Source organism: Pseudoxanthomonas dokdonensis, assembly GCF_001431405.1.
Classification (GTDB): domain Bacteria; phylum Pseudomonadota; class Gammaproteobacteria; order Xanthomonadales; family Xanthomonadaceae; genus Pseudoxanthomonas_A; species Pseudoxanthomonas_A dokdonensis.
The window spans coordinates 24,886-44,632 of the sequence record NZ_LDJL01000001.1 but is presented as its reverse complement, the minus strand read 5'-3'; the positions used below and the strand labels follow the sequence as shown (position 1 = coordinate 44,632).

At 64.4% G+C, this 19,747-nt stretch carries 17 protein-coding genes; 13 read left to right on the top strand and 4 right to left on the bottom strand.

Features of this window, described 5'->3' with window-relative positions:
• Window positions 1-21: 21 nt before the first annotated feature.
• The gene (locus tag ABB29_RS00205) at window positions 22-2,040 is read left to right on the top strand and encodes a winged helix-turn-helix domain-containing protein (RefSeq protein ID WP_170185827.1); all 2,019 of its coding nucleotides are present in this window, start codon (window positions 22-24) and stop codon (window positions 2,038-2,040) included.
• Window positions 2,041-2,131: 91 nt separating this feature from the next.
• Here ABB29_RS00205 and rho read toward each other — a convergent pair whose 3' ends face one another.
• On the bottom strand, window positions 2,132-3,898 hold the full coding sequence (rho, locus tag ABB29_RS00200) for a transcription termination factor Rho (protein WP_057656595.1): 1,767 nt from the start codon (window positions 3,896-3,898) through the stop codon (window positions 2,132-2,134).
• 194 nt (window positions 3,899-4,092) lie between these two features.
• Window positions 4,093-4,434: a thioredoxin TrxA gene (gene trxA, locus ABB29_RS00195; RefSeq protein ID WP_057656788.1), complete on the bottom strand. Its 342-nt coding sequence runs from the start codon at window positions 4,432-4,434 to the stop codon at window positions 4,093-4,095.
• A 219-nt stretch (window positions 4,435-4,653) separates the two neighbouring features.
• Here trxA and rhlB point away from each other — a divergent pair, with 219 nt between their 5' ends.
• The 6 genes from rhlB to ung all read left to right on the top strand — a co-directional run bounded on the left by rhlB (window position 4,654) and on the right by ung (window position 10,253).
• Entirely contained in the window at window positions 4,654-6,366 is a 1,713-nt protein-coding gene (gene rhlB / locus ABB29_RS00190) for an ATP-dependent RNA helicase RhlB (RefSeq protein WP_057656787.1), read from the top strand.
• A gap of 132 nt (window positions 6,367-6,498) precedes the next feature.
• The gene (gene ftsE, locus ABB29_RS00185; protein ID WP_057656594.1) at window positions 6,499-7,185 is read left to right on the top strand and encodes a cell division ATP-binding protein FtsE; all 687 of its coding nucleotides are present in this window, start codon (window positions 6,499-6,501) and stop codon (window positions 7,183-7,185) included.
• A complete protein-coding gene (gene ftsX, locus ABB29_RS00180; protein ID WP_057656593.1) occupies window positions 7,182-8,129 on the top strand; it encodes a permease-like cell division protein FtsX in 948 nt (315 codons plus the stop codon). Before ftsE ends, ftsX begins: the two co-directional genes overlap by 4 nt.
• Window positions 8,130-8,152: 23 nt before the next feature.
• Window positions 8,153-9,043 carry a response regulator gene (locus ABB29_RS00175; RefSeq protein WP_057656592.1) on the top strand — a complete coding sequence of 297 codons (891 nt, stop codon included), beginning with the start codon at window positions 8,153-8,155 and terminating at the stop codon, window positions 9,041-9,043.
• Between the two features lie 8 nt (window positions 9,044-9,051).
• Window positions 9,052-9,474: a VOC family protein gene (locus ABB29_RS00170; RefSeq protein WP_057656786.1), complete on the top strand. Its 423-nt coding sequence runs from the start codon at window positions 9,052-9,054 to the stop codon at window positions 9,472-9,474.
• 83 nt (window positions 9,475-9,557) lie between these two features.
• Window positions 9,558-10,253 carry a uracil-DNA glycosylase gene (gene ung / locus ABB29_RS00165; protein WP_057656591.1) on the top strand — a complete coding sequence of 232 codons (696 nt, stop codon included), beginning with the start codon at window positions 9,558-9,560 and terminating at the stop codon, window positions 10,251-10,253.
• 78 nt (window positions 10,254-10,331) lie between these two features.
• Here ung and ABB29_RS00160 read toward each other — a convergent pair whose 3' ends face one another.
• Window positions 10,332-10,880: a DUF2059 domain-containing protein gene (locus tag ABB29_RS00160; RefSeq protein WP_057656785.1), complete on the bottom strand. Its 549-nt coding sequence runs from the start codon at window positions 10,878-10,880 to the stop codon at window positions 10,332-10,334.
• A 122-nt stretch (window positions 10,881-11,002) separates the two neighbouring features.
• On the opposite strand from ABB29_RS00160, the gene arfB reads away from it, so the two are divergent.
• The 4 genes from arfB to dcp all read left to right on the top strand — a co-directional run bounded on the left by arfB (window position 11,003) and on the right by dcp (window position 15,334).
• Entirely contained in the window at window positions 11,003-11,437 is a 435-nt protein-coding gene (arfB, locus tag ABB29_RS00155) for an alternative ribosome rescue aminoacyl-tRNA hydrolase ArfB (RefSeq protein ID WP_057656590.1), read from the top strand.
• Between the two features lie 2 nt (window positions 11,438-11,439).
• Window positions 11,440-12,042, top strand: a complete 603-nt coding sequence (locus ABB29_RS00150; RefSeq protein WP_057656589.1) for a lysophospholipid acyltransferase family protein — start codon at window positions 11,440-11,442, stop codon at window positions 12,040-12,042.
• A 24-nt stretch (window positions 12,043-12,066) separates the two neighbouring features.
• A complete protein-coding gene (locus ABB29_RS00145; RefSeq protein ID WP_057656588.1) occupies window positions 12,067-13,086 on the top strand; it encodes an isoaspartyl peptidase/L-asparaginase family protein in 1,020 nt (339 codons plus the stop codon).
• Between the two features lie 76 nt (window positions 13,087-13,162).
• Window positions 13,163-15,334, top strand: a complete 2,172-nt coding sequence (dcp, locus tag ABB29_RS00140) for a peptidyl-dipeptidase Dcp (RefSeq protein ID WP_057656587.1) — start codon at window positions 13,163-13,165, stop codon at window positions 15,332-15,334.
• A 102-nt stretch (window positions 15,335-15,436) separates the two neighbouring features.
• On the opposite strand, the gene ABB29_RS00135 is transcribed toward dcp, so the two are convergent.
• Entirely contained in the window at window positions 15,437-16,405 is a 969-nt protein-coding gene (locus ABB29_RS00135) for a LysR family transcriptional regulator (protein ID WP_057656586.1), read from the bottom strand.
• 107 nt (window positions 16,406-16,512) lie between these two features.
• Here ABB29_RS00135 and aceB point away from each other — a divergent pair, with 107 nt between their 5' ends.
• Together aceB and aceA are read left to right on the top strand one after the other, a co-directional pair.
• Window positions 16,513-18,153, top strand: coding sequence for a malate synthase A (aceB, locus tag ABB29_RS00130; RefSeq protein WP_057656585.1), 1,641 nt, complete (start codon window positions 16,513-16,515; stop codon window positions 18,151-18,153).
• 45 nt (window positions 18,154-18,198) lie between these two features.
• Entirely contained in the window at window positions 18,199-19,488 is a 1,290-nt protein-coding gene (gene aceA, locus ABB29_RS00125; RefSeq protein WP_057656584.1) for an isocitrate lyase, read from the top strand.
• Window positions 19,489-19,747: the final 259 nt, after the last annotated feature.

Below are 19,747 nucleotides of genomic sequence, written 5' to 3'. Positions count from 1 at the left end.
CCCCGTTGCGCCGGAGGAGAGGTGTCGCCACCTGCTGCGTCCAGACTCGCCTTCGACGATGTGGTCATCGACTTTGCTGGCCAGCGCTTGCTGCGTGATGGTGCGGTGCAGGCGTTGGAGCCGAAGGCGTTCGCGGTGCTGGCGTTGCTGGCCGGCTCGCCCGGGCAGGTGTTCACCCGCGAGCAGATCCTGGACCGGATCTGGGGCCATCGGCATGTCACCCAGAGCGTCTTGAACCGGATCATGAGCCTGCTCCGGCAGGCGCTGGGCGAAGACGCAACGCACCCGCGCCTGCTGCGGACAATCTATGGGGTCGGTTATCGCTTCGATTTGCCCGCGACCGAAGTGACTGCCCCGGATCCGGACATCGCAGCGGATACCGGCGCGGCTGAGTACAGCGACCCGCGAGCGGTGACGGCTTTGCCGGATACAGGACCACGCTGGCGCTGGCTGGCTGCGCTGGCAGCCATTCTGCTGCTGGCAGTGGCCGGCCTCTTTACCCGCCAGCCTGGCGCAGACAGCATTGCTTCGCACTCGTCGAACGTCCCGGCAGCCGTGCCTTCGCTGGCAGTGCTGCCGTTCGCGGACCTTTCGCGCCGCCGCGACCAGGGCTATCTGGCCGACGGACTGGCCGAGGAGATCCTCAACCAGCTGGCGCAGGCGCCGGGCCTGCGGGTGGTCGGGCGTGCCTCCAGCTTTTCCTTCCGCGACCGGCATGAGGATGTGCCCGGCATCGGCCGGAAACTGGGGGTCGCTTACCTGCTCAAAGGCAGCGTACGCCGCGATGGCGGGCACCTGCGGGTCGCTGCGCAGCTCGTCCGTGCTGACGATGGCAGCCAGCTGTGGTCGCAGATCTATGCCCGCGAGCTGCGCGATGTATTCGCGGTCCAGGAAGAGATCTCCCGCCAGGTTGCGCAGGCACTGAGCGTCAAGCTGGACGTGGCCCGCTTCAATCGCCAGCAAGGCGGCAGCACCAACGTCGAAGCGTACGAGCGCTTCCTGCGCTGGCGCGGCATCGGCATGCGCGAACTGTTCGATTTCCAGCACGACCGCGAAAGACTGCAGCTGGCCCGCGAGATGGTGGCATTGGATCCGCATTGCGTGCTGTGCCGTGACGCGCTGGCGGTCTCGCTCAACGCGCTGGCCAATGAACTGGGTGATCCACAGGCGGCGAGCTTGCGTAGCGAAGCCTTGCAGGTGCGCGCCGATATCGCGACGCTGTCCCCGGACAGCTGGATCGCCAAACGTGATCGCGCCAACGCCTTGTGGCGTGCCGGCAAGCGCGCCGAAGCCATCACCCTGGCCAAGCAGGTGGTCGATGGCGGGCCGCCGAGCAAGGAGCGCATCTGGGACTACGCCTACATGATTTATGCGGTCGGCCATCTGCAGGACACCATCAGCCTGGTCGAACAGGCGCGCGCGGTCGAGCCGATGGCGCTGTTCCTGTCACGCGACCTGCAATATGACTACACCGCCGCCCGCCGCTATCAGGATGCCGAAGCGGAGTATCAACGTGGGCGGCAACTTGAAGGCAGCCAGGCCGAGCCGGACTATCTTGCCTTCTTCCGCCAGTTGGCGTCACAACGGCCTGGTGGCGTGGCCGAATTGAGGCAACTGCATCGGCGCCTGATCAAGCAGAACCAGGCATTGGACACCCCCTTTTTCCGCGAACTGGGCAACCTGCTGGACCGGCCCGAGGCCATGCTGGCACGCGTGCGTCATGAGCTGGAACAACCGATTGCCGATGCTGACGCTTATTCGGTCTACGTAGCGTTCAACGTTGCCGACGCACTGGGTGACACAGAGTTGGCGGTTGTCGGTTTACGCCGCTACCTGCAGGCCCAGGACGGGTTCGAAAGCGGCGGCATGGCGCAATATCCCTACGTCGCGTTCTGGAACGCGCCGTATTCCGGGTTGCGGGCGCATCCGGATTTCAAGCGCTTGCTGCGCCAGGCCGGGGTGGTGGATTACTGGCGCCAGAGCGGTCGCTGGGGCGATGGCTGCGCGCCGGTCGGCGTCGACGATTTCCAGTGCCGGTGACGGCGGGTTGATGCAGCGGCGTTGACGTCGTAGTGCGCCAGCATGAAAAAGCCCCGCAATCGCGGGGCTTTCTGTTTGCTGGCGACTGACCTCAGCGTTTCATCGAGCTGAAGAATTCGTCGTTGGACTTGGTGTTCTTCATCTTGTCCAACAGGAACTCCATCGCCGCGATTTCGTCCATCGGGTGCAGCAGCTTGCGCAGGATCCAGATCTTCTGCAGCAGTTCCGGTTCGATCAACAAGTCCTCGCGGCGGGTGCCGGAGCGGTTGATGTCGATGGCCGGGTAGACGCGCTTTTCGGTGATGCGACGGTTCAAATGCACTTCGCTGTTGCCGGTGCCCTTGAACTCTTCGTAGATCACTTCATCCATCTTGCTGCCGGTTTCGACCAGCGCGGTGGCGATGATGGTCAGGCTGCCACCTTCCTCGACGTTGCGAGCGGCGCCGAAAAAGCGCTTCGGGCGATGCAGTGCATTGGCATCGACACCACCGGTCAGGACCTTGCCCGAGCTCGGCACCACGTTGTTATAGGCGCGGGCCAGGCGGGTGATCGAGTCGAGCATGATCACCACGTCCTTCTTGTGCTCGACCAGGCGCTTGGCCCGCTCGATCACCATTTCCGCGACCTGCACGTGGCGCGCGGCCGGTTCGTCGAAGGTCGAGCTGACCACTTCGCCGCGCACCGTGCGCTGCATTTCGGTCACTTCTTCCGGACGCTCGTCGACCAGCAGCACGATCAAGTGTACGTCCGGGTGGTTGGTGGTGATGGCAGTGGCAATCTGCTGCATCATGATGGTCTTGCCGGCCTTCGGCGGGCTGACGATCAAGGCGCGCTGGCCCTTGCCCTGCGGCGCCATCAGGTCGAGGATGCGGCCGGCGATGTCTTCGCTGGAGCCGTTGCCGCGTTCCAGGGTGAAACGACGACGCGGGAACAACGGGGTCAGGTTCTCGAACAGCACCTTGTTCTTGCTGGCTTCCAGCGGTTCGCCATTGATGGTGTCGACCATCGACAGGGCGAAATAGCGCTCGCCGTCCTTCGGCCAGCGGATGCGGCCGGACAGGTGATCGCCGGTGCGCAGGTTGAAGCGGCGGATCTGGCTGGGGCTGATGTAGACATCGTCCGGGCCGGCCAGGTAGCTGGCTTCCAGCGCGCGCAGGAAACCGAAACCGTCTGGCAGGATTTCCAGCACGCCGTCGGCGGCGACGCCTTCGCCATGGCGGGTCAGCACCTTCAGCACCGCAAAGATCACGTCCTGCTTGCGGGCACGGGCGACGCCTTCGTGGATGTTGAGCTGCTCGGAGATTTCCAGCAGCTTGTGCGCCGGCATCTTCTTCAGATCGCTGAGCGAGTACTGCGGAAAGCCTTCCGGCACGCTGGGCGGAGTGCGCGGCGGCTGGTTGTCATTGTTGTCGCTGGGCAGGCCGTCGTTCTGGCCACCACCGCCACCCTGGCGGTCGCGGTTGCGGTCGCGGCGATTGCGGAACCGGTCGCGGCGGTTGTTGTTGTTGCCGTTGAAGCGCTGGCCCTGGCCGTCGCCATCCTGCTGCCTGCCGCCCTGGTCGCCGCCGTTGTCGCCCTGGCCGGAACCGGAGCCGGATTCGGCCGTCGCATTCTGGGCTGGCGCGGCGCTGCTCGCGGGCGCGGACTCGGCTGCCGCCGGCGCCGGCTTGGGCGCGCTGGTCGTGGCAGGGGTGTCGTGGTTGTCGCTGGCGCCGGACTTCGGCGCGGCCGGCGCATCGCTGGCGGCGTCAGTGGCGGTAGTGGTCTTGGCAGCGGTCTTGCTGGTGGCCTTGGTGGCACGTGGCTTGCGCACGCGCTTCTCGGCTGGGGCGCCGGTTTCGTTGGTACTGTCGGACAAGTTGCGATTCCTCGCTAAGGGGCGAGCGCCTGCAAAGCTGCGGGCGATGGCTGGGAGAGTGGGTTCTCAGAAGGGGTGCGGCGCCCTGAATCGCGCCGGATGCAATGACACTATCACTGTCACCGCGACGACGGCAAGCGCCGCGCGGTGGGTGTTGCAGCAGATTCAGCCGGCCCGGCCGGCCGGCCGGCGGCTCAGGCGCTCTGCGCGCCCAGGCCCTTGTCGATCATCTGGGTCAGCTGACCCTTGCCGACGGCACCGATCTGGGTGCCCTGGATCTGGCCGTCCTTGAACAGCAGCAGCATCGGAATCGAGCGCACGTGGTACTTGATGGCGGTGGCGCGGTTGTCGTCCACGTTCAGTTTGACGATCTTGACCTTGCCGTCGTAGGCGTCGGCCAGCTCGTCCAGGACCGGGGCAATCATCTTGCACGGGCCGCACCATTCGGCCCAGAAGTCCACCAGCACGGGCTGATCGGACTGCAAAACGGCGGCGTCGAAATCGGCGTCGCCGACGTGGGTTACTTTATCGCTCACTGGGGTCTCCTGCAGGGTCCGCAGGCACTGCGGACGGATTTGGCCGGGCTGGCCGGCACTATTGCGGTAAACTGGGGCGTTGCGTGGCGAAATCAAGGGCCGCGCGACCCGGCATGTGGGATGCAGTGTGCGACGCCGACCGAAGCGATGCAAGCAGATCCCCCCGCAATTTCACGCGCACAGGTGCACGCCACCTGGCTGCGCCGCAAAGAAGAAAGCATGAGCGATAAACCCTTAACCGACGTAGCATTTTCATCCTTCGACCTGCATCCGGCCCTGCTGTCCGGCCTGGAAGCAGCCGGCTTCACCCGCTGCACGCCGATCCAGGCGTTGACCCTGCCGGTGGCCCTGCCCGGAGGCGATGTGGCCGGCCAGGCCCAGACCGGCACCGGCAAGACCCTGGCGTTTCTGGTCGCGGTCATGAACCGGCTGCTGACCCGTCCGGCGCTGGCCGACCGCAAGCCCGAAGACCCGCGTGCGCTGATCCTGGCGCCGACCCGCGAGCTGGCCATCCAGATTCACAAGGATGCGGTCAAGTTCGGCGCTGAAGTGGGGCTGCGCTTCGCGCTGGTCTACGGCGGCGTTGATTACGACAAGCAGCGGGCGCTGCTGCAGGAAGGCGTCGACGTCATCATCGCCACCCCCGGCCGCCTGATCGATTACGTCAAGCAGCACAAGGTGGTCAGCCTGCACGCCTGCGAGGTGTGCGTGCTGGACGAAGCCGACCGCATGTTCGACCTGGGCTTCATCAAGGACATCCGTTTCCTGTTGCGGCGGATGCCCGAGCGCACCACCCGCCAGACCCTGCTGTTCAGCGCCACCCTCAGCCATCGCGTGCTGGAACTGGCCTACGAACACATGAACGAGCCGGAAAAGCTGGTGGTCGAAACCGATTCGATTACCGCCGACCGTGTCCGCCAGCGGATGTATTTCCCGGCCAACGAAGAAAAGCTGCCATTGCTGCTGGGCCTGCTGTCGCGCAGCGAAGGCGCCCGCACCATGGTCTTCGTCAACACCAAGGCCTGGGTCGAGCGGGTCGCCCGCACCCTGGAGAAGAACGGTTACCGGGTCGGCGTGCTATCCGGCGACGTGCCGCAGAAAAAGCGCGAGAGCCTGCTCAACCGCTTCCAGAAGGGCCAGCTGGAAATCCTGGTCGCCACCGACGTGGCCGCGCGCGGCCTGCATATCGACGGCATCAGCCACGTCTACAATTTCGACCTGCCGTTTGACGCCGAAGACTATGTGCACCGCATTGGCCGCACCGCCCGCTTGGGCGCCGAGGGCGATGCGATCAGCTTTGCCTGCGAAATCTACGCGCAGGGCCTGCCTGACATCGAAGCCTATATCGATCAGAAGATCCCGGTCGAACCGGTGACCGCTGAACTGCTGACGTCGTTGCCGCGCCCGCAACGGGCCGCCGTGGAAGGCGACGAGGAAGAAAGCGTCGGCGCCATCTTCAAGGAAGCCCGCGAGCAGCGCGCCGCCGACGAACAGCGGCGTGGTGGCGGCCGTGGCAAACCCGCCGGTGGCCGCAGCCGCAGTGGTGGCGCAGGTCGCAGCGCTGAAGGCAAGGACGGCAAACCGCGCAAGCCGCGTCCACCACGTAGCGCCAGCACCGACGCCGATGCCAGCGCCGGGCACGCGGTTGCTGCCCAGGCCCAGGCGCCGGCCGCCAGCACCGGTGCGCCGGCCACTGAAGGCGAGCGCGCGCCGCGCAAGCGTCGTCGTCGTCGCCACGGCCGACCGGTCGAAGGCGGTAACGCCAACGCAACCGACAACAACGCCAAAGCAGCAGCGCAACCGGTGCAGACCAAGCACGTGCCGGCGCAGAAGAAGGCCGCTGCCAAGCCAGCCCCCGCCGCCAAGAGCGATGGTTCGGGCTCGTTCCTGGGACGGCTGGGACGTCGACTCAAGTCGCTGGTTGGCGGTTGAGTGCGGCACGGCCCGGATCCGTTCCGGGCCTGTTGGGCAATCGATGACGCCACGCTCGCCGTTGCCATGCAGCGGCAGGGTTGCCGGCGGCGCCCTGTGCTCGCCCGGCAAACACCTGCATAATCGCAGCCCATGAGCGTCCTGCGATTTGAAAACGTCAGCAAGCAATACCCCGGCGGCCACGAAGCCCTCAGCGATGTCAGCTTCGACGTCGCCGAAGGCGAAATGCTGTTCGTCACCGGTCACTCCGGCGCTGGCAAAAGCACGCTGCTGAAACTCATCCACCTCAGCGAACGCCCCAGTCGTGGCGCAGTGGTGTTTGCCGGGCGCAACCTGCTGAAGGTGCGTGGCGGCCGCATTGCCAACCACCGGCGCGATGTCGGCGCGGTCTACCAGGACCACCGCTTGCTGACCGATCGCAGCGTGGCCGAGAACGTCTCGCTGCCATTGATCCTGCGCGGCGATCGCCGTGGCGACATCAACAAGCGGGTGCGCGAAGTGCTGGCCCGGCTGGGACTGGGCCACCGCGAGAACGCACTGCCAACCCAGCTGTCCGCCGGCGAGCAGCAGCGGGTCGGCATCGCACGGGCGATTGTCAGCGAACCGCGCTTGCTGGTCGCCGACGAACCGACCGGCAACCTCGACCCCACCCTGGCGGCGGAAATCATGTCCCTGTTCGCGTCGATGCCCGAACGCGGCACCAGCGTGCTGGTGGTCAGCCATGATCTGCCATTGCTGAAACGGATGAAGAAGCGCGTGCTGATCCTGGACCACGGCAAACTGCTCGACGACATTTCCCCCGCGGATCTGGCCGAATGAACCGCGAAGCCAGCAACGCCGCAGCGCGGCCACGTTCCGGTTCCGGCATCTGGCTGGACCAGCATCTGTACAGTTTTGTTTCCAGCCTTGGCCGCCTGCTGCGCCGACCGTGGGCCACGCTGCTGACCATCGGGGTGATGGCGGTGGCGTTCGTGCTGCCGCTAGGGCTGTGGCTGGTGCTGGCCAATGTCGAACACTTCGCCGGCAACGTCGAGCAGTCGCGCGAGATTTCGCTGTTCCTGAAAACCGACGTCAGCGTCGAACGTGCGCAGGCGATCGGGGCGCAGCTGCAAGGCCGCAACGACGTCGCCGGGGTCGAGCTGCGGACACCGGCGCAGGGCCTGCAGGAGTTCCGTGAACGCAGTGGCCTGGGCGACAGTCTCGATGCGCTGGATCGCAATCCGCTGCCGAGCCTGTTGATCATCCGCCCGCATGGCGATGACCGCAGCCTGCTTGATGCCCTGCAGCGGCTGCCGGAAACCGACCTGCTGCAACACGACGCGCTGTGGCGCAAGCGCCTTGACGGCTGGCTGGGGTTTGGCGAGCGCGTGGTCTGGGTGCTGTCGGCGCTGTTCGGCCTTGGCGCGTTGCTGGTGGTCGGCAACACCGTGCGCCTGGACATCCAGTCGCGGCGCGAGGAAATCGGCGTGCTGCAGCTGTTGGGCGCGCATGACGGCTTCATCCGCCGCCCCTTCATCTATCTGGGCGCGTGGTATGGTCTGGTCGCCGGGGCCGTGGCGCTGGGCCTGCTGGCACTGGCCGGGCTGGCGCTGCAGGCGCCGCTGGCCCGCTTGACCCAGAGCTATGGCAGTGGTTTCGTACTGGCTGGCCTGGACCCGCTGCGGGCGCTGGCGGTGCTGGCGGGGGCCACGGTCATCGGCTGGCTGGGGGCGTGGCTGGTGACCGGCCACTTCTTGCGTCAGACTCGACCCACCCAGACCTGACCCGACTCATTCTTCAGATTCCTATGGCGCAGACCCTCCGGCATCTCATCAGCGACGCACCGCGGGTAATGGTGGTCGATGGATCCAAGCTGGTCCGCAAACTGATTGCCGACGTGCTCAGCAGCGAGGTGCCGGGTATCGAAGTACTCGGCTGCGCCAGCATTGCCGAAGCGCGCGTTGCCCTGCAGAGCGGCGAGGTCCATCTGGTCACCACCGCGCTGGCGCTGCCCGATGGCGACGGTCTGGAAATCGCGCGCGCCGTGCGCGAAAAAGCCGGTCAGGCCTATGTGCCGGTGATCGTGGTGTCCGGCGACGCGCAGCAGCATCTGGAAGAGCGCCGCTTCACCGAGTTCGTCACCGACTACTTCGACAAGTCGCTCGGCCACGATGCGCTCGCCGCATTCATCCGTGGCTACGTGCAGCCCGAGCCGATGGCCGGTGCCACCATCCTCTACGTCGAAGACAGCCGGGTGGTCGCCGAAACCACCAAGCGGATGCTGGAGCGCCAGGATCTCAACGTGATCCATGTACTTCGGGCCGAAGATGCGTTCGCTCTTTTGACCGCTGAATCGCTGGGCCTGTCCACCCATCGCTTCGATCTGGTGCTGACCGACGTCACCCTGAAAGGCGAACTCAGTGGCCGCGACATCGTGCAACGGATCCGCATCGACTTCGCCTACGGCAAGCGGCGCCTGCCGATTCTGGTCATGACCGGCGACAGCAACCGCGACAATCAGTCCGAGCTGTTGCAGGCCGGTGCCAACGATCTGGTGCTGAAACCGATCGAAGAGCGCTTGCTGGTGACCAAGGTGTTGTTCCAGTTGCGGCTGGCGCGGATGGAAGGCGATCGCGACGCGCGCAGGCAACAGATGGAGCCGGCACCGGCAATGCCATCGGCGCTGCCAGCTGCGTGAACGTGCCGGTGACGCGTCCGTTTGCCGTGCAGCGGATTGACCACGTGGTGCTGCGGGTAGCCGATCTGGAACGCAGCCAGGCCTGGTACGCACAGGTGCTCGGCTGTGATGTCGTGCGCCGTCGCGATGACCTGGAACTGCTGCACCTGCGGGCCGGTACCTCGATGATCGACCTCATCAGTGTCGATGGTCCGCTTGGCAGTGCCGGTGGCGCCGCTGCCGGCAGCGAGGCGCGCAATGTCGATCATCTGTGCCTGCGCATCGGGCCGTTCGATGAAGCCTCGTTGCTGCGGCATCTGGATGCCTGCGGGGTGAGCACGCGGGGGCCGGCCAGCGCCAACTTCGGTGCCGAAGGCGACGGCCTGTCGCTGTATTTCAGGGATCCCGATGGCAACACCATCGAGCTGAAGGGACCATCGCTACCAGCCTAGCGCTTGGGTGACGCACGCTGCGGGGTGCCGCTCGAACGCACACGCGTTACCCTTGCCAGCCCGATCCGCGCACGTGCAGGCCAATGACCGAAGCAGACCGCATCAAACTGGAACCGAGCTGGAAAGCCCGCGTCGGCGACTGGCTGCAGCGCCCGGAGATGCAGCAGCTGGGCCAGTTCCTGCGTGAGCGCAAGGCTGCCGGGGCCAGGATCTTCCCACCCGGTCCGCAGATATTCTCCGCCTTCAACGCCACCCCGTTCGATCAGGTCAAGGTGGTGATCCTGGGCCAGGATCCGTACCACGGCGCCGGCCAGGCGCATGGCCTGTGCTTTTCAGTGCAGCCCGGGGTGCCGGTACCGCCGTCGCTGCTCAACATCTACAAGGAAATCGAAAGCGATCTCGGCATTGCCCGCCCCGGCCATGGGCACCTGCAGTCCTGGGCCAGGCAGGGGGTGTTGCTGTTGAACGCGGTATTGACGGTGGAGGAAGGCCGCGCCGGCGCGCACCAGAACAAGGGCTGGGAAGGCTTTACCGACCACGTCGTCGATACCCTCAATCGCGAACGCGAAGGGCTGGTGTTCATGCTCTGGGGCAGCTACGCGCAGGCCAAGGGCAAGGTCATCGACAACCGCCGGCACAAGGTGCTGAAGGCACCGCACCCGTCACCGCTGTCGGCCCATCGCGGGTTCTTCGGCAGTGGCCATTTTTCAGCGGCCAACGCGTACCTGGAACGGCGTGGCCAGACGCCGATTGACTGGTCGCTGCCGCCTTCGGCCTGAATCTGCAGCAATCCAAATCGAGGGCGGCGTGACGCTGCCGCTTGCTTCCACACGCGGCTTTGCCGGCTGGACCAGCGCTCAGCGCTTGCGGCGCTTCTGCGGTGGCGAGACTGGCGGCGCGGGTGCCGGCTGCTCGGAAGCGGCCTGGATTTCAGCCTGCAGTTCTTCCAGCATCGGGCCCATCTTCAGCTGTACCGCCGCCATCAGGTTCTGCATCAACAGCGGGGTCTTGTCGAGCAGGCTCTTGCCGGCGCTGCTTTCATAGAACTTGGTGATCGCACGGACATCGTCGCGGGTGAAGGTCTTCTTGTAGACGTCGATGTACAGCGGGCGCATTTCTTCCCACGACAGCGAGCGGCGGACGATTTCGCTGGTCTTGGCCTGGATGCGTTCGACTTCCTGGCGTTGCTCGGCGGTCAGGTCCTTGCCTGACATGACCTGCTCGAACTGCTGCCGCTGCATCGCCTCCATCTGCGGAATCAACGCGCTGAGCATGCTCTGCGCGCGTGAGGCCGCCAGCAGCTTCTCGATATCTGCATCGCTGGGCTCCCGGGCCGCCGCGTGCATGCACACCAGTGCCAGGGCCAGGGCCAGCCACCAACGGAGAGACGATGCTGCGGGTTTCATGATCGGATCCGGCGTGTTGCACAAATGGTCCCGAATGGTGCCGATTGCCGAGTAAAGCAGACGTTAATTGACATCTGTTCCGGTTCTGTCCTCGCTGCCGGTTCCTGACTACAATCGAGGTCATGGGGAGCGATGTACTGGAAATTTCAGCCAAACTTTCGATACCGGCCGATGAGCTGGTCGAACGTTTCGTGCGCGCCAGTGGTGCCGGTGGCCAGAACGTCAACAAGGTCTCGACCGCGGTTGAATTGCGCTTTGACCTGGCCCATTCGCCCTCGCTGAGCGAGCCGGTGCGCGCGCGCCTGCTGGCCAAGCGTGACCGTCGGATCACCGACGATGGCGTGCTGGTCATCGACGCCCAGCGTTTCCGTACCCAGGACCGTAATCGCCAGGACGCCCGCGAACGATTGGCCGATTTCATCGCCAGCGGCCTCAGCGTGCCCAAGCGGCGTATCGCGACCAAGCCCTCGCGCGCGGCCAAGGCGCGGCGGGTTGATGCCAAGAAGCAACGCGGCCAGATCAAAAGTGGCCGTTCATCCAGAAAGGACTGGGATTAGACATGTCCGACGAACGTCGCATCGTTCCACCCGGCCCGCCCAACATGCCGCGGGTCAAACCCAATCGTTTCACCCGCTGGGCCGCCCAGCAGGTGCTGAAGCGGGCGGGCTGGCGCATTGTCGGCGAGCTGCCCAACGTGCCCAAGCTGGTGATGATCGTCGCCCCGCACTCGTCCAACTGGGACGGGTTCTGGGGCATGGCGGTGAAAATCGCCATCGGCTTCGAAGTGCGGGTGCTGGGCAAGGCGCAGTTGTTCTGGTGGCCGTTGTCGCCGCTGCTGCGGAGGCTGGGCGTGGTGCCGGTTGATCGCAGTTCGCCCAAGGGCGTGGTCGAGCAGGCCATCGAGCGGATCCGCCAGGCCGACAAGATGTGGTTCGCGGTGACCCCGGAAGGCACCCGCAAGGCGGTCAAGCAATGGAAAACCGGGTTCTGGAAGATCGCCAAGGGCGCCGATGTGCCCATTCTGATGGCCTACTTCCACTATCCGGAAAAGACCGTCGGCATCGGCGAGCTGTTCTACCCCAGTGATGACATGGCCGCTGACATGGCCAGCATCCGCGAGTGGTACCGGCCCTGGCAGGGCAAGAACCGCGGCACCGTCTGATTCCACCCCTGGCGAGGAGATCGCATGAACGTCCCACGATTGGCGGCACGGATACTGCTCGGTTGCCTGGGCATCGCCGGCGTTACCAGCGCCAGCGCCGCCGAGCCGGTGCTGGTCATCCACGGCGGCGCCGGGGTCATCCGCAAAGGCATGGACGCGCAGGACGAAAGCGACGCGCGCGAAGCGATGGCGGCGGCGTTGAAGGCCGGCCATGCGCAACTGATGCAGGGCAAGCCGGCGCTGGACGCGGTGACCGCCGCCATCACCGTGCTCGAGGACTCGCCGCAGTTCAACGCCGGCAAGGGCGCGGTGTTCACCCATGAAGGACGCAACGAACTGGATGCGGCGGTGATGGATGGCGCGACCCTGCAGGCCGGTGCGGTCGCCGGCGTGCAGACGGTCCGCAATCCGATCCTGCTGGCGCGGACGGTGATGGAGAAGTCGCCGCACGTGATGATGGCGCGCGAAGGCGCCGAGGCCTTCGCCGCCGACAACGGCATCACACTGGTGGAGCCAGCCTACTTCCGCACCGAAAAGCGCTGGCAGCAACTGCAGAAGGCGCTGAAGGAAGAAGCCGGCGGCCAGGCCCACAGCGATGTCGAGACCGCCAAGCACTTCGGTACCGTCGGCGCGGTCGCGCTGGACCGCGATGGCCATCTGGCCGCGGGCACTTCGACCGGCGGCATGACCAACAAGCGCTGGGGCCGGATTGGCGACTCGCCGATCATCGGTGCCGGCACCTATGCCGATGCGGGCTGCGCGGTGTCCGGCACCGGCTGGGGCGAGTACTACATCCGCGCGGTCGCCGCCCATGACATCTGCGCCCGCATCAAGTACGCCGGGCAGAGCGTGGACGAGGCCGCCTATGCGGTGATCAACCGTGAAATCCCGCTGGCCGGGGGCAATGGCGGGGCGATCGTGCTGGCCGCCGACGGCCACTTTGCAATGCCGTTCAATACCGACGGCATGTACCGTGGCTGGATTGGCGCCGACGGCGTGCCGCATGTGGCCATCTTCGCCGGGGAACCTTTGCCCTCAAGGTGAGGTCACATCCCGGATGTGCGCGCGCCATCCGGACCAGGGGCGCCGCGCTGCCCAATTCATGAACACAGGATTTCCCATGTCACGTACCGTCGTACTCGCCGCCGCCATCAGCCTGGCGCTGGCCGCCTGCTCAGGAAAGGATGCTCCCACCGTGAATACCACCGGACAGACCACTGCTGACGCCGACCAGGCCAGCAGCACCAATCCGTTGCTGGTTGCCAGCACCCTGCCTTATGGCGCACCGGATTTCAGCAAGATCAAGGACAGTGACTTCGCCCCGGCGCTGGAAGAGGGCATGAAGCAGCACCTGGCCGAAATTGATGCCATTGCCAACCAGGCCGAGGCACCGACTTTCGACAACACCCTGGTGGCGATGGAGAAAGCCGGCCGTCCGCTGCATCGGGTCATCAACATTTTCTTCGCCCTGACTGGCGCCAACACCAACGACACCCTGCAGAAGGTGGAAGAGGAGATGGCGCCCAAGCTGGCCGCGCACAGCGACGCCATCTACCTCAACAGCAAGCTGTTCCAGCGCATCCAGACTCTGCACGAGCAGCGTGACAGCCTCAATCTGGATGCCGAATCGGCACGCCTGCTGGACTACACCTACAACGACTTCGTCCACGCCGGGGCCAAGCTGTCCGATGCCGACAAGGCGCAGCTGAAGGAACTCAACAAGGAAGAATCCACCCTCAGCACCCAGTTCACCAACACCTTGCTGGCAGCGACCAAGGACGGCGCGCTGGTGGTCGGCGACAAGGCCAGGCTGGCCGGGCTGTCCGACGCCGAGATGGCCGCCGCGCAGGCCGCCGCCAAGGAACGCAAGCTGGATGGCAAGTACGTCATCGCCTTGCAGAACACCACCCAGCAGCCGGATCTGCAGAACCTGACCGACCGCGATACCCGCGAGCAGTTGTTCAAGGCCTCCTGGGATCGTGCCGAACAGGGCAACGACGACGACACCCGCAAGACCGTCGCCCGCCTGGCCCAGCTGCGCGCCCAGCGCGCCAAGCTGCTTGGTTTCCCGAGCTACGCCGCCTGGAAGCTCGACGACCAGATGGCCAAGACCCCGGAAACCGCCGAGCAGTTCATGGAGAAGCTGGTCCCCGCCGCGGTCGCCCGTGCCGGCGCCGAGGCCAAGGACATCCAGGACGTGATCGACAAGGAACAGGCTGCCGCCGGCAAGCCCGGCTTCAAGCTGCAGGCCTGGGACTGGAACCTGTACGCCGAGAAGGTGCGCAAGGCCAAGTACGATCTGGATGAGTCGCAGATCCGTCCGTACTTCGAGCTCGACAACGTGCTGCAGAACGGCGTCTTCTATGCCGCCAACCAGCTGTACGGGCTGACCTTCAAGGAACGCAAGGACATCCCGGTATACCAGCCGGACGTGCGCGTGTTCGAAGTGTTCGACAAGGACGGCACCTCGATGGCGCTGTTCTACACCGATTACTTCAAGCGCGACAACAAGGGTGGTGGCGCCTGGATGAGCAACTTCGTTGATCAGTCCAAGCTGCTGGGCACCAAGCCGGTGATCTACAACGTCGCCAATTTCACCAAGCCGGCCGAAGGCCAACCGGCGCTGCTCTCGTTCGATGACGTGACCACCATGTTCCATGAGTTCGGCCACGCCCTGCACGGCATCTTCGCCGACCAGCAGTACCCGACCCTGTCTGGTACCGCGACCGCGCGCGATTTCGTCGAATTCCCGTCGCAGTTCAACGAGCACTGGGCGTCGGATCCGAAGGTGTTCGCCCACTACGCCAAGCACTACCAGACCGGCGAAGCGATGCCGGCCGAACTGGTCGAGAAGATCAAGAAGGCCGCCAGCTTCAACCAGGGCTACGCGATGAGCGAGCTGATTTCAGCCGCTTTGCTGGACATGCAATGGCACATGCTGCCGGCCGACGCGCCGTTGCAGGATGTCGACGGCTTTGAAAGCGAAGCCTTGAAGAAGGCCGGCTTCAACATGGCCGCGGTGCCGCCGCGCTACCGGACCAGCTATTTCCAGCACATCTGGGGCAATGGTTACGCCGCTGGTTACTACGCCTACCTGTGGACGCAGATGCTGGACGCCGACGCTTACCAGTGGTTTGTCGAGCACGGCGGACTGACCCGCGAGAACGGCCAGATCTTCCGCGACAAGATCCTTTCGCGCGGCAACACCGTCGAACTGGCCAAGCTGTACCGCGATTTCCGCGGCAAGGACCCGAGCATCGAGCCGATGCTCAAGGACCGTGGCTTGAAGTAAGCCGGACCGTCACCGGCATGCATTGCATTGCCGGCCACAAAAAGCCACTGCGTCACGCAGTGGCTTTTTTTTTCTCCAACGGACTGTTTGCAGCCGCCAGCTTCAACGCTCCGAAGGGCCGCTGTCGTCGTAGCCACCGCGGGTGAACAGGTCCGGCTGGATCAACTCGACGAAAGCCCGCGCCTGCGGCGACAGCACCTTGCCCTTGCGTACCACCACGCCATAGCTGCGCGAGGGAAACCATTGGCTCAGTGGACGCGTCGCCAGCCGGCTGCGGTCGCCCTCGGTCAGGCAGATTGACGGCACGATCGAAATTCCCATGCCCATCGCCACGTACTGCTTGATCACTTCCCAGCCACCGACTTCCAGGGCAACGGTGTAGGGCACCCGATGCTGGTGGAACACCAGATCCACCAGCCGATAGGTGATCTGTCGTCGCGGTGGCAGGATCAGCCCATGCCCGGAGATGTCGTGCAGTGACAGCTCGCGCTGGCGGATCAGTGCGTGGCCGGTCGGCGCAATCAGCAATGGCTCGAAACGATAGACCGGCGCGTAGCTGAGGTCCGGTGGTACTTCCATCATTGAACCCACCGCCAGATCGACCGAATCCGAGCGCAGCAGATCGGTGCCGTCGGCGGTGATCGCGTTGTGCAGGGTCAGGCGTACCTCGGGATGGGCCTGGCGGAAGTTCTCGACGATGCGCGGCAGCAGGTAAAGGATGGTCGAGCTGTTGGCGGCGATGTTGAGTTCGCCCGCATCCATGCCGCCGAGCTTGTCGCGGAACTGGCTCTCCAGCGCATCGATGCCCTCGACCAGCGGCTGGGCCATTTCATACAGCAACTCGCCCTCGCGGCTGGGCGACAGGCGCCGGCCGCTGCGCACGAACAAGGCCACCCCCAGGTCACGTTCCAGCGCCTGCAATTGCACGGTAATCGCCGGCTGGGTCACGAACAGCGCGTCGGCCGCCCGCGAAACCGAGCCCAGCCGCACCGTCTGGCAGAAGGCGCGCAGAGGCTTGAGCCGGTCGGATTTGTAGGGAAATCGGATACTTGGCGGCTTGTTGTCGCTCATGGCGGCACAAGTATAAGCCTGACTTATACAAAGTATTGATAAAACTGTTTTGCCAAATAGTTTGTTGCAGCGCACCTTGGTCGCAAGCGTTTATCAAGGAGCCTGCCATGTCCGCTGTCCCGCACAGCCGCCCCGATCCGAGCCTCATCCGGGCCACGCCGGGTATTGCCATCACCAGAAGCTCGCCCGGCCAGGCGCAACTGCTGCCGCCGGCGCTGATGGCGCTGCTGGTCTCACTGCACCGTGAGCTGGAGCCGGGCCGGCAGGCGCAGTTGCAGGCGCGTCGGCAGCGGCAGGAGTTCTTCGACGCCGGTGGCTTACCGGATTTCCGTGAAGACACCCGCGCCATCCGCGAAGGCGACTGGCAGGTGGCGCCGACGCCCGCCGCGCTGCAGGACCGGCGGGTCGAAATCACCGGCCCGGTGGATCCGAAGATGGTGATCAACGCACTCAATTCCGGCGCCAAGGTGTTCATGGCCGATTTCGAGGACTCGACTTCGCCCACCTGGCACAACCTGCTGGTTGGCCAGCGCGCGTTGATTGATGCGGTGGCCGGGCATCTGCAGTTCACCGCCGCTGCACAGGCCGGCAAGCCAGCCAAGCACTATGCATTAAAGCCTTTCGAGCAACAGGCGGTGTTGCTGGTGCGCCCGCGCGGCTGGCATCTGGATGAAAAGCATGTGCTGATCGACGGCACTCCAATGGCCGGTGGCCTGTTCGACGTTGCGGTGTTCGCCTTCCACAATGCACGCGCACTGATGGACAAGGATCGGGGTCCGTACTTCTACCTGCCCAAGTTGCAGAGTATGGAAGAAGCGGCGTTGTGGGAAACCGCGCTGGCCCATATCGAAGCCGCGCTCGGTCTGCCGCAGGGGCAGATGAAGGTCACCGTGCTGATCGAAACCCTGCCCGCCGCATTCGAAATGCACGAAATCCTGCATGCATTGCGCGATCGCGTGGTCGGTCTCAACTGTGGTCGTTGGGATTACATCTTTTCCTATCTGAAGACGTTCCGGCGCCATGCTGACAAGATCCTGCCCGAGCGTGGTCAGGTGACCATGACCCAGCCGTTCCTGAAGGCCTATTCGGAACTGCTGATCCAGACCTGTCACCAGCGCGGTGCGCACGCGATGGGCGGGATGGCCGCACAGATCCCGATCAGCCATGACGAAAGCGGCAACGAGCAGGCGATGGCGCGAGTACGTGCCGACAAATTGCGTGAAGTTACTGCTGGCCATGACGGCACCTGGGTCGCGCACCCGGCACTGATTCCGATTGCCCGCGAGATTTTCGACGAGCGCATGCGCCGACCGAATCAGAAAGACGTGCTGCGTGAAGATGTGCTGGTCACCGGCGAGGACCTGATTCGTCCCTCCACCGGCACCATTACCCGCGCCGGCTTCGAGGGCAATGTCGAAGTCTGCGTGCGTTACCTGGCCGCCTGGCTGGATGGCAACGGCTGCGTGCCGATCCACTGGCTGATGGAAGACGCGGCTACCGCCGAGATTTCTCGTACCCAACTGTGGCAGTGGCTGCATGCACGCGACATTCATCTGGCCGACGGCACTGCCATCGATTTCAAGCTGCTGGCCAGCACCCTGCAGGCACTACCGGGCAAGCTCGGCGATCCCGGTCAACTGCCCGGTGGTGGAAAAATCGACGAAGCCATCGCCCTGCTCGACGAGCTCAGCCGCAGCGATGAACTGACCGAATTCCTGACCCTGCCGGCCTATCAGCGCATTGACTGAAACAAACCAACCCCATTCCCGCATCCACTCAAACGGACATACCCCATGACCAAGCTAGCTACCGCCGAACAAATCCAGAAAGACTGGGACAGCAATCCACGCTGGAAAGGCATCACCCGCAACTACACCGCCGCTGACGTGGTTCGTCTGCGTGGCACTGTCGTGGTCGAACATTCGATTGCCCGCCTTGGTGCGGAAAAATTGTGGGATTACCTGCAGAACGAAGACTTCGTCAACGCCTTGGGCGCGCTGACCGGCAACCAGGCCATGCAGCAGGTCAAGGCCGGTTTGAAGGCGATCTATCTGTCCGGTTGGCAGGTGGCTGCTGATGCCAATCTGGCCGGTCAGATGTATCCGGACCAATCACTGTATCCAGCCGATTCGGTGCCGGCAGTGGTCAAACGCATCAACAACTCGCTGCTGCGCGCCGACCAACTGCATCATGCCGAAGGCAATGACGACATCGACTTCCTGCAACCGATCGTCGCCGATGCCGAAGCCGGTTTTGGCGGTGTGTTGAATGCCTTCGAGCTGATGAAAGCGATGATCGAAGCCGGTGCTGCCGGCGTCCATTTTGAAGACCAGCTGGCAGCAGTGAAAAAGTGCGGCCATATGGGTGGCAAGGTGCTGGTACCGACCCGCGAGGCAGTCGAAAAGCTCAACGCCGCGCGCCTGGCGGCCGATATCAGTGGCGTGCCGACGCTGTTGATCGCACGTACCGACGCCGAAGCCGCCGATCTGCTGACCAGCGATGTCGACGACAACGACAAGCCATTCACCACCGGCGAGCGCACCGTGGAAGGCTTCTACAAGACTCATAACGGATTGGATCAGGCGATCAGTCGTGGCCTGGCCTACGCACCGTATGCGGATCTTATCTGGTGTGAAACCGGCAAGCCGGATCTGGAATTCGCGCGCAAGTTCGCCGAAGCCATCCACGCCAAATTCCCCGGCAAACTGCTGGCCTACAACTGCTCGCCGAGCTTCAACTGGAAGAAGAACCTGGATGACGCGACGATTGCCAGGTTCCAGAAGGAAATCGCCAGCTACGGTTACAAGTTCCAATTCATCACTCTGGCCGGTTTCCATGCACTGAACTATTCGATGTTCAACCTCGCCCACGGCTATGCCCGCCGGCAGATGAGCGCTTTCGTCGAATTGCAGGAAGCCGAATTCGCTGCTGCCGACAAGGGCTTCACTGCGGTCAAGCATCAGCGCGAGGTCGGCACCGGTTATTTCGACAACGTTACCCAGGCGATCCAGCAAGGCCAGTCCTCGACGACTGCGCTGACCGGCTCGACCGAAGAAGAGCAGTTCCAGGCCAAGGTCGCCTGATAAGCACCCGATGTAGAGCGGAGCTGGCTCCGCTGCGTTTCACCCGGTCGGATAAATTGCACAAGGTGAAACAGCATCAAAGCGGGCGTTGGTGGCAAACCGACGCCCGCGTCATTTGTTGATAACCCAGTGGTCAGTCCGTGTCAGCTCTGGCGATAGAAGGCAACGTGCTCTGCATTGGCCAGACCGGCGGTCGGTGACAGTATCGATCGGTCGAACCCGGCCAATGCCTTGTGCATTGCATCCCAAGCTGTTGCAG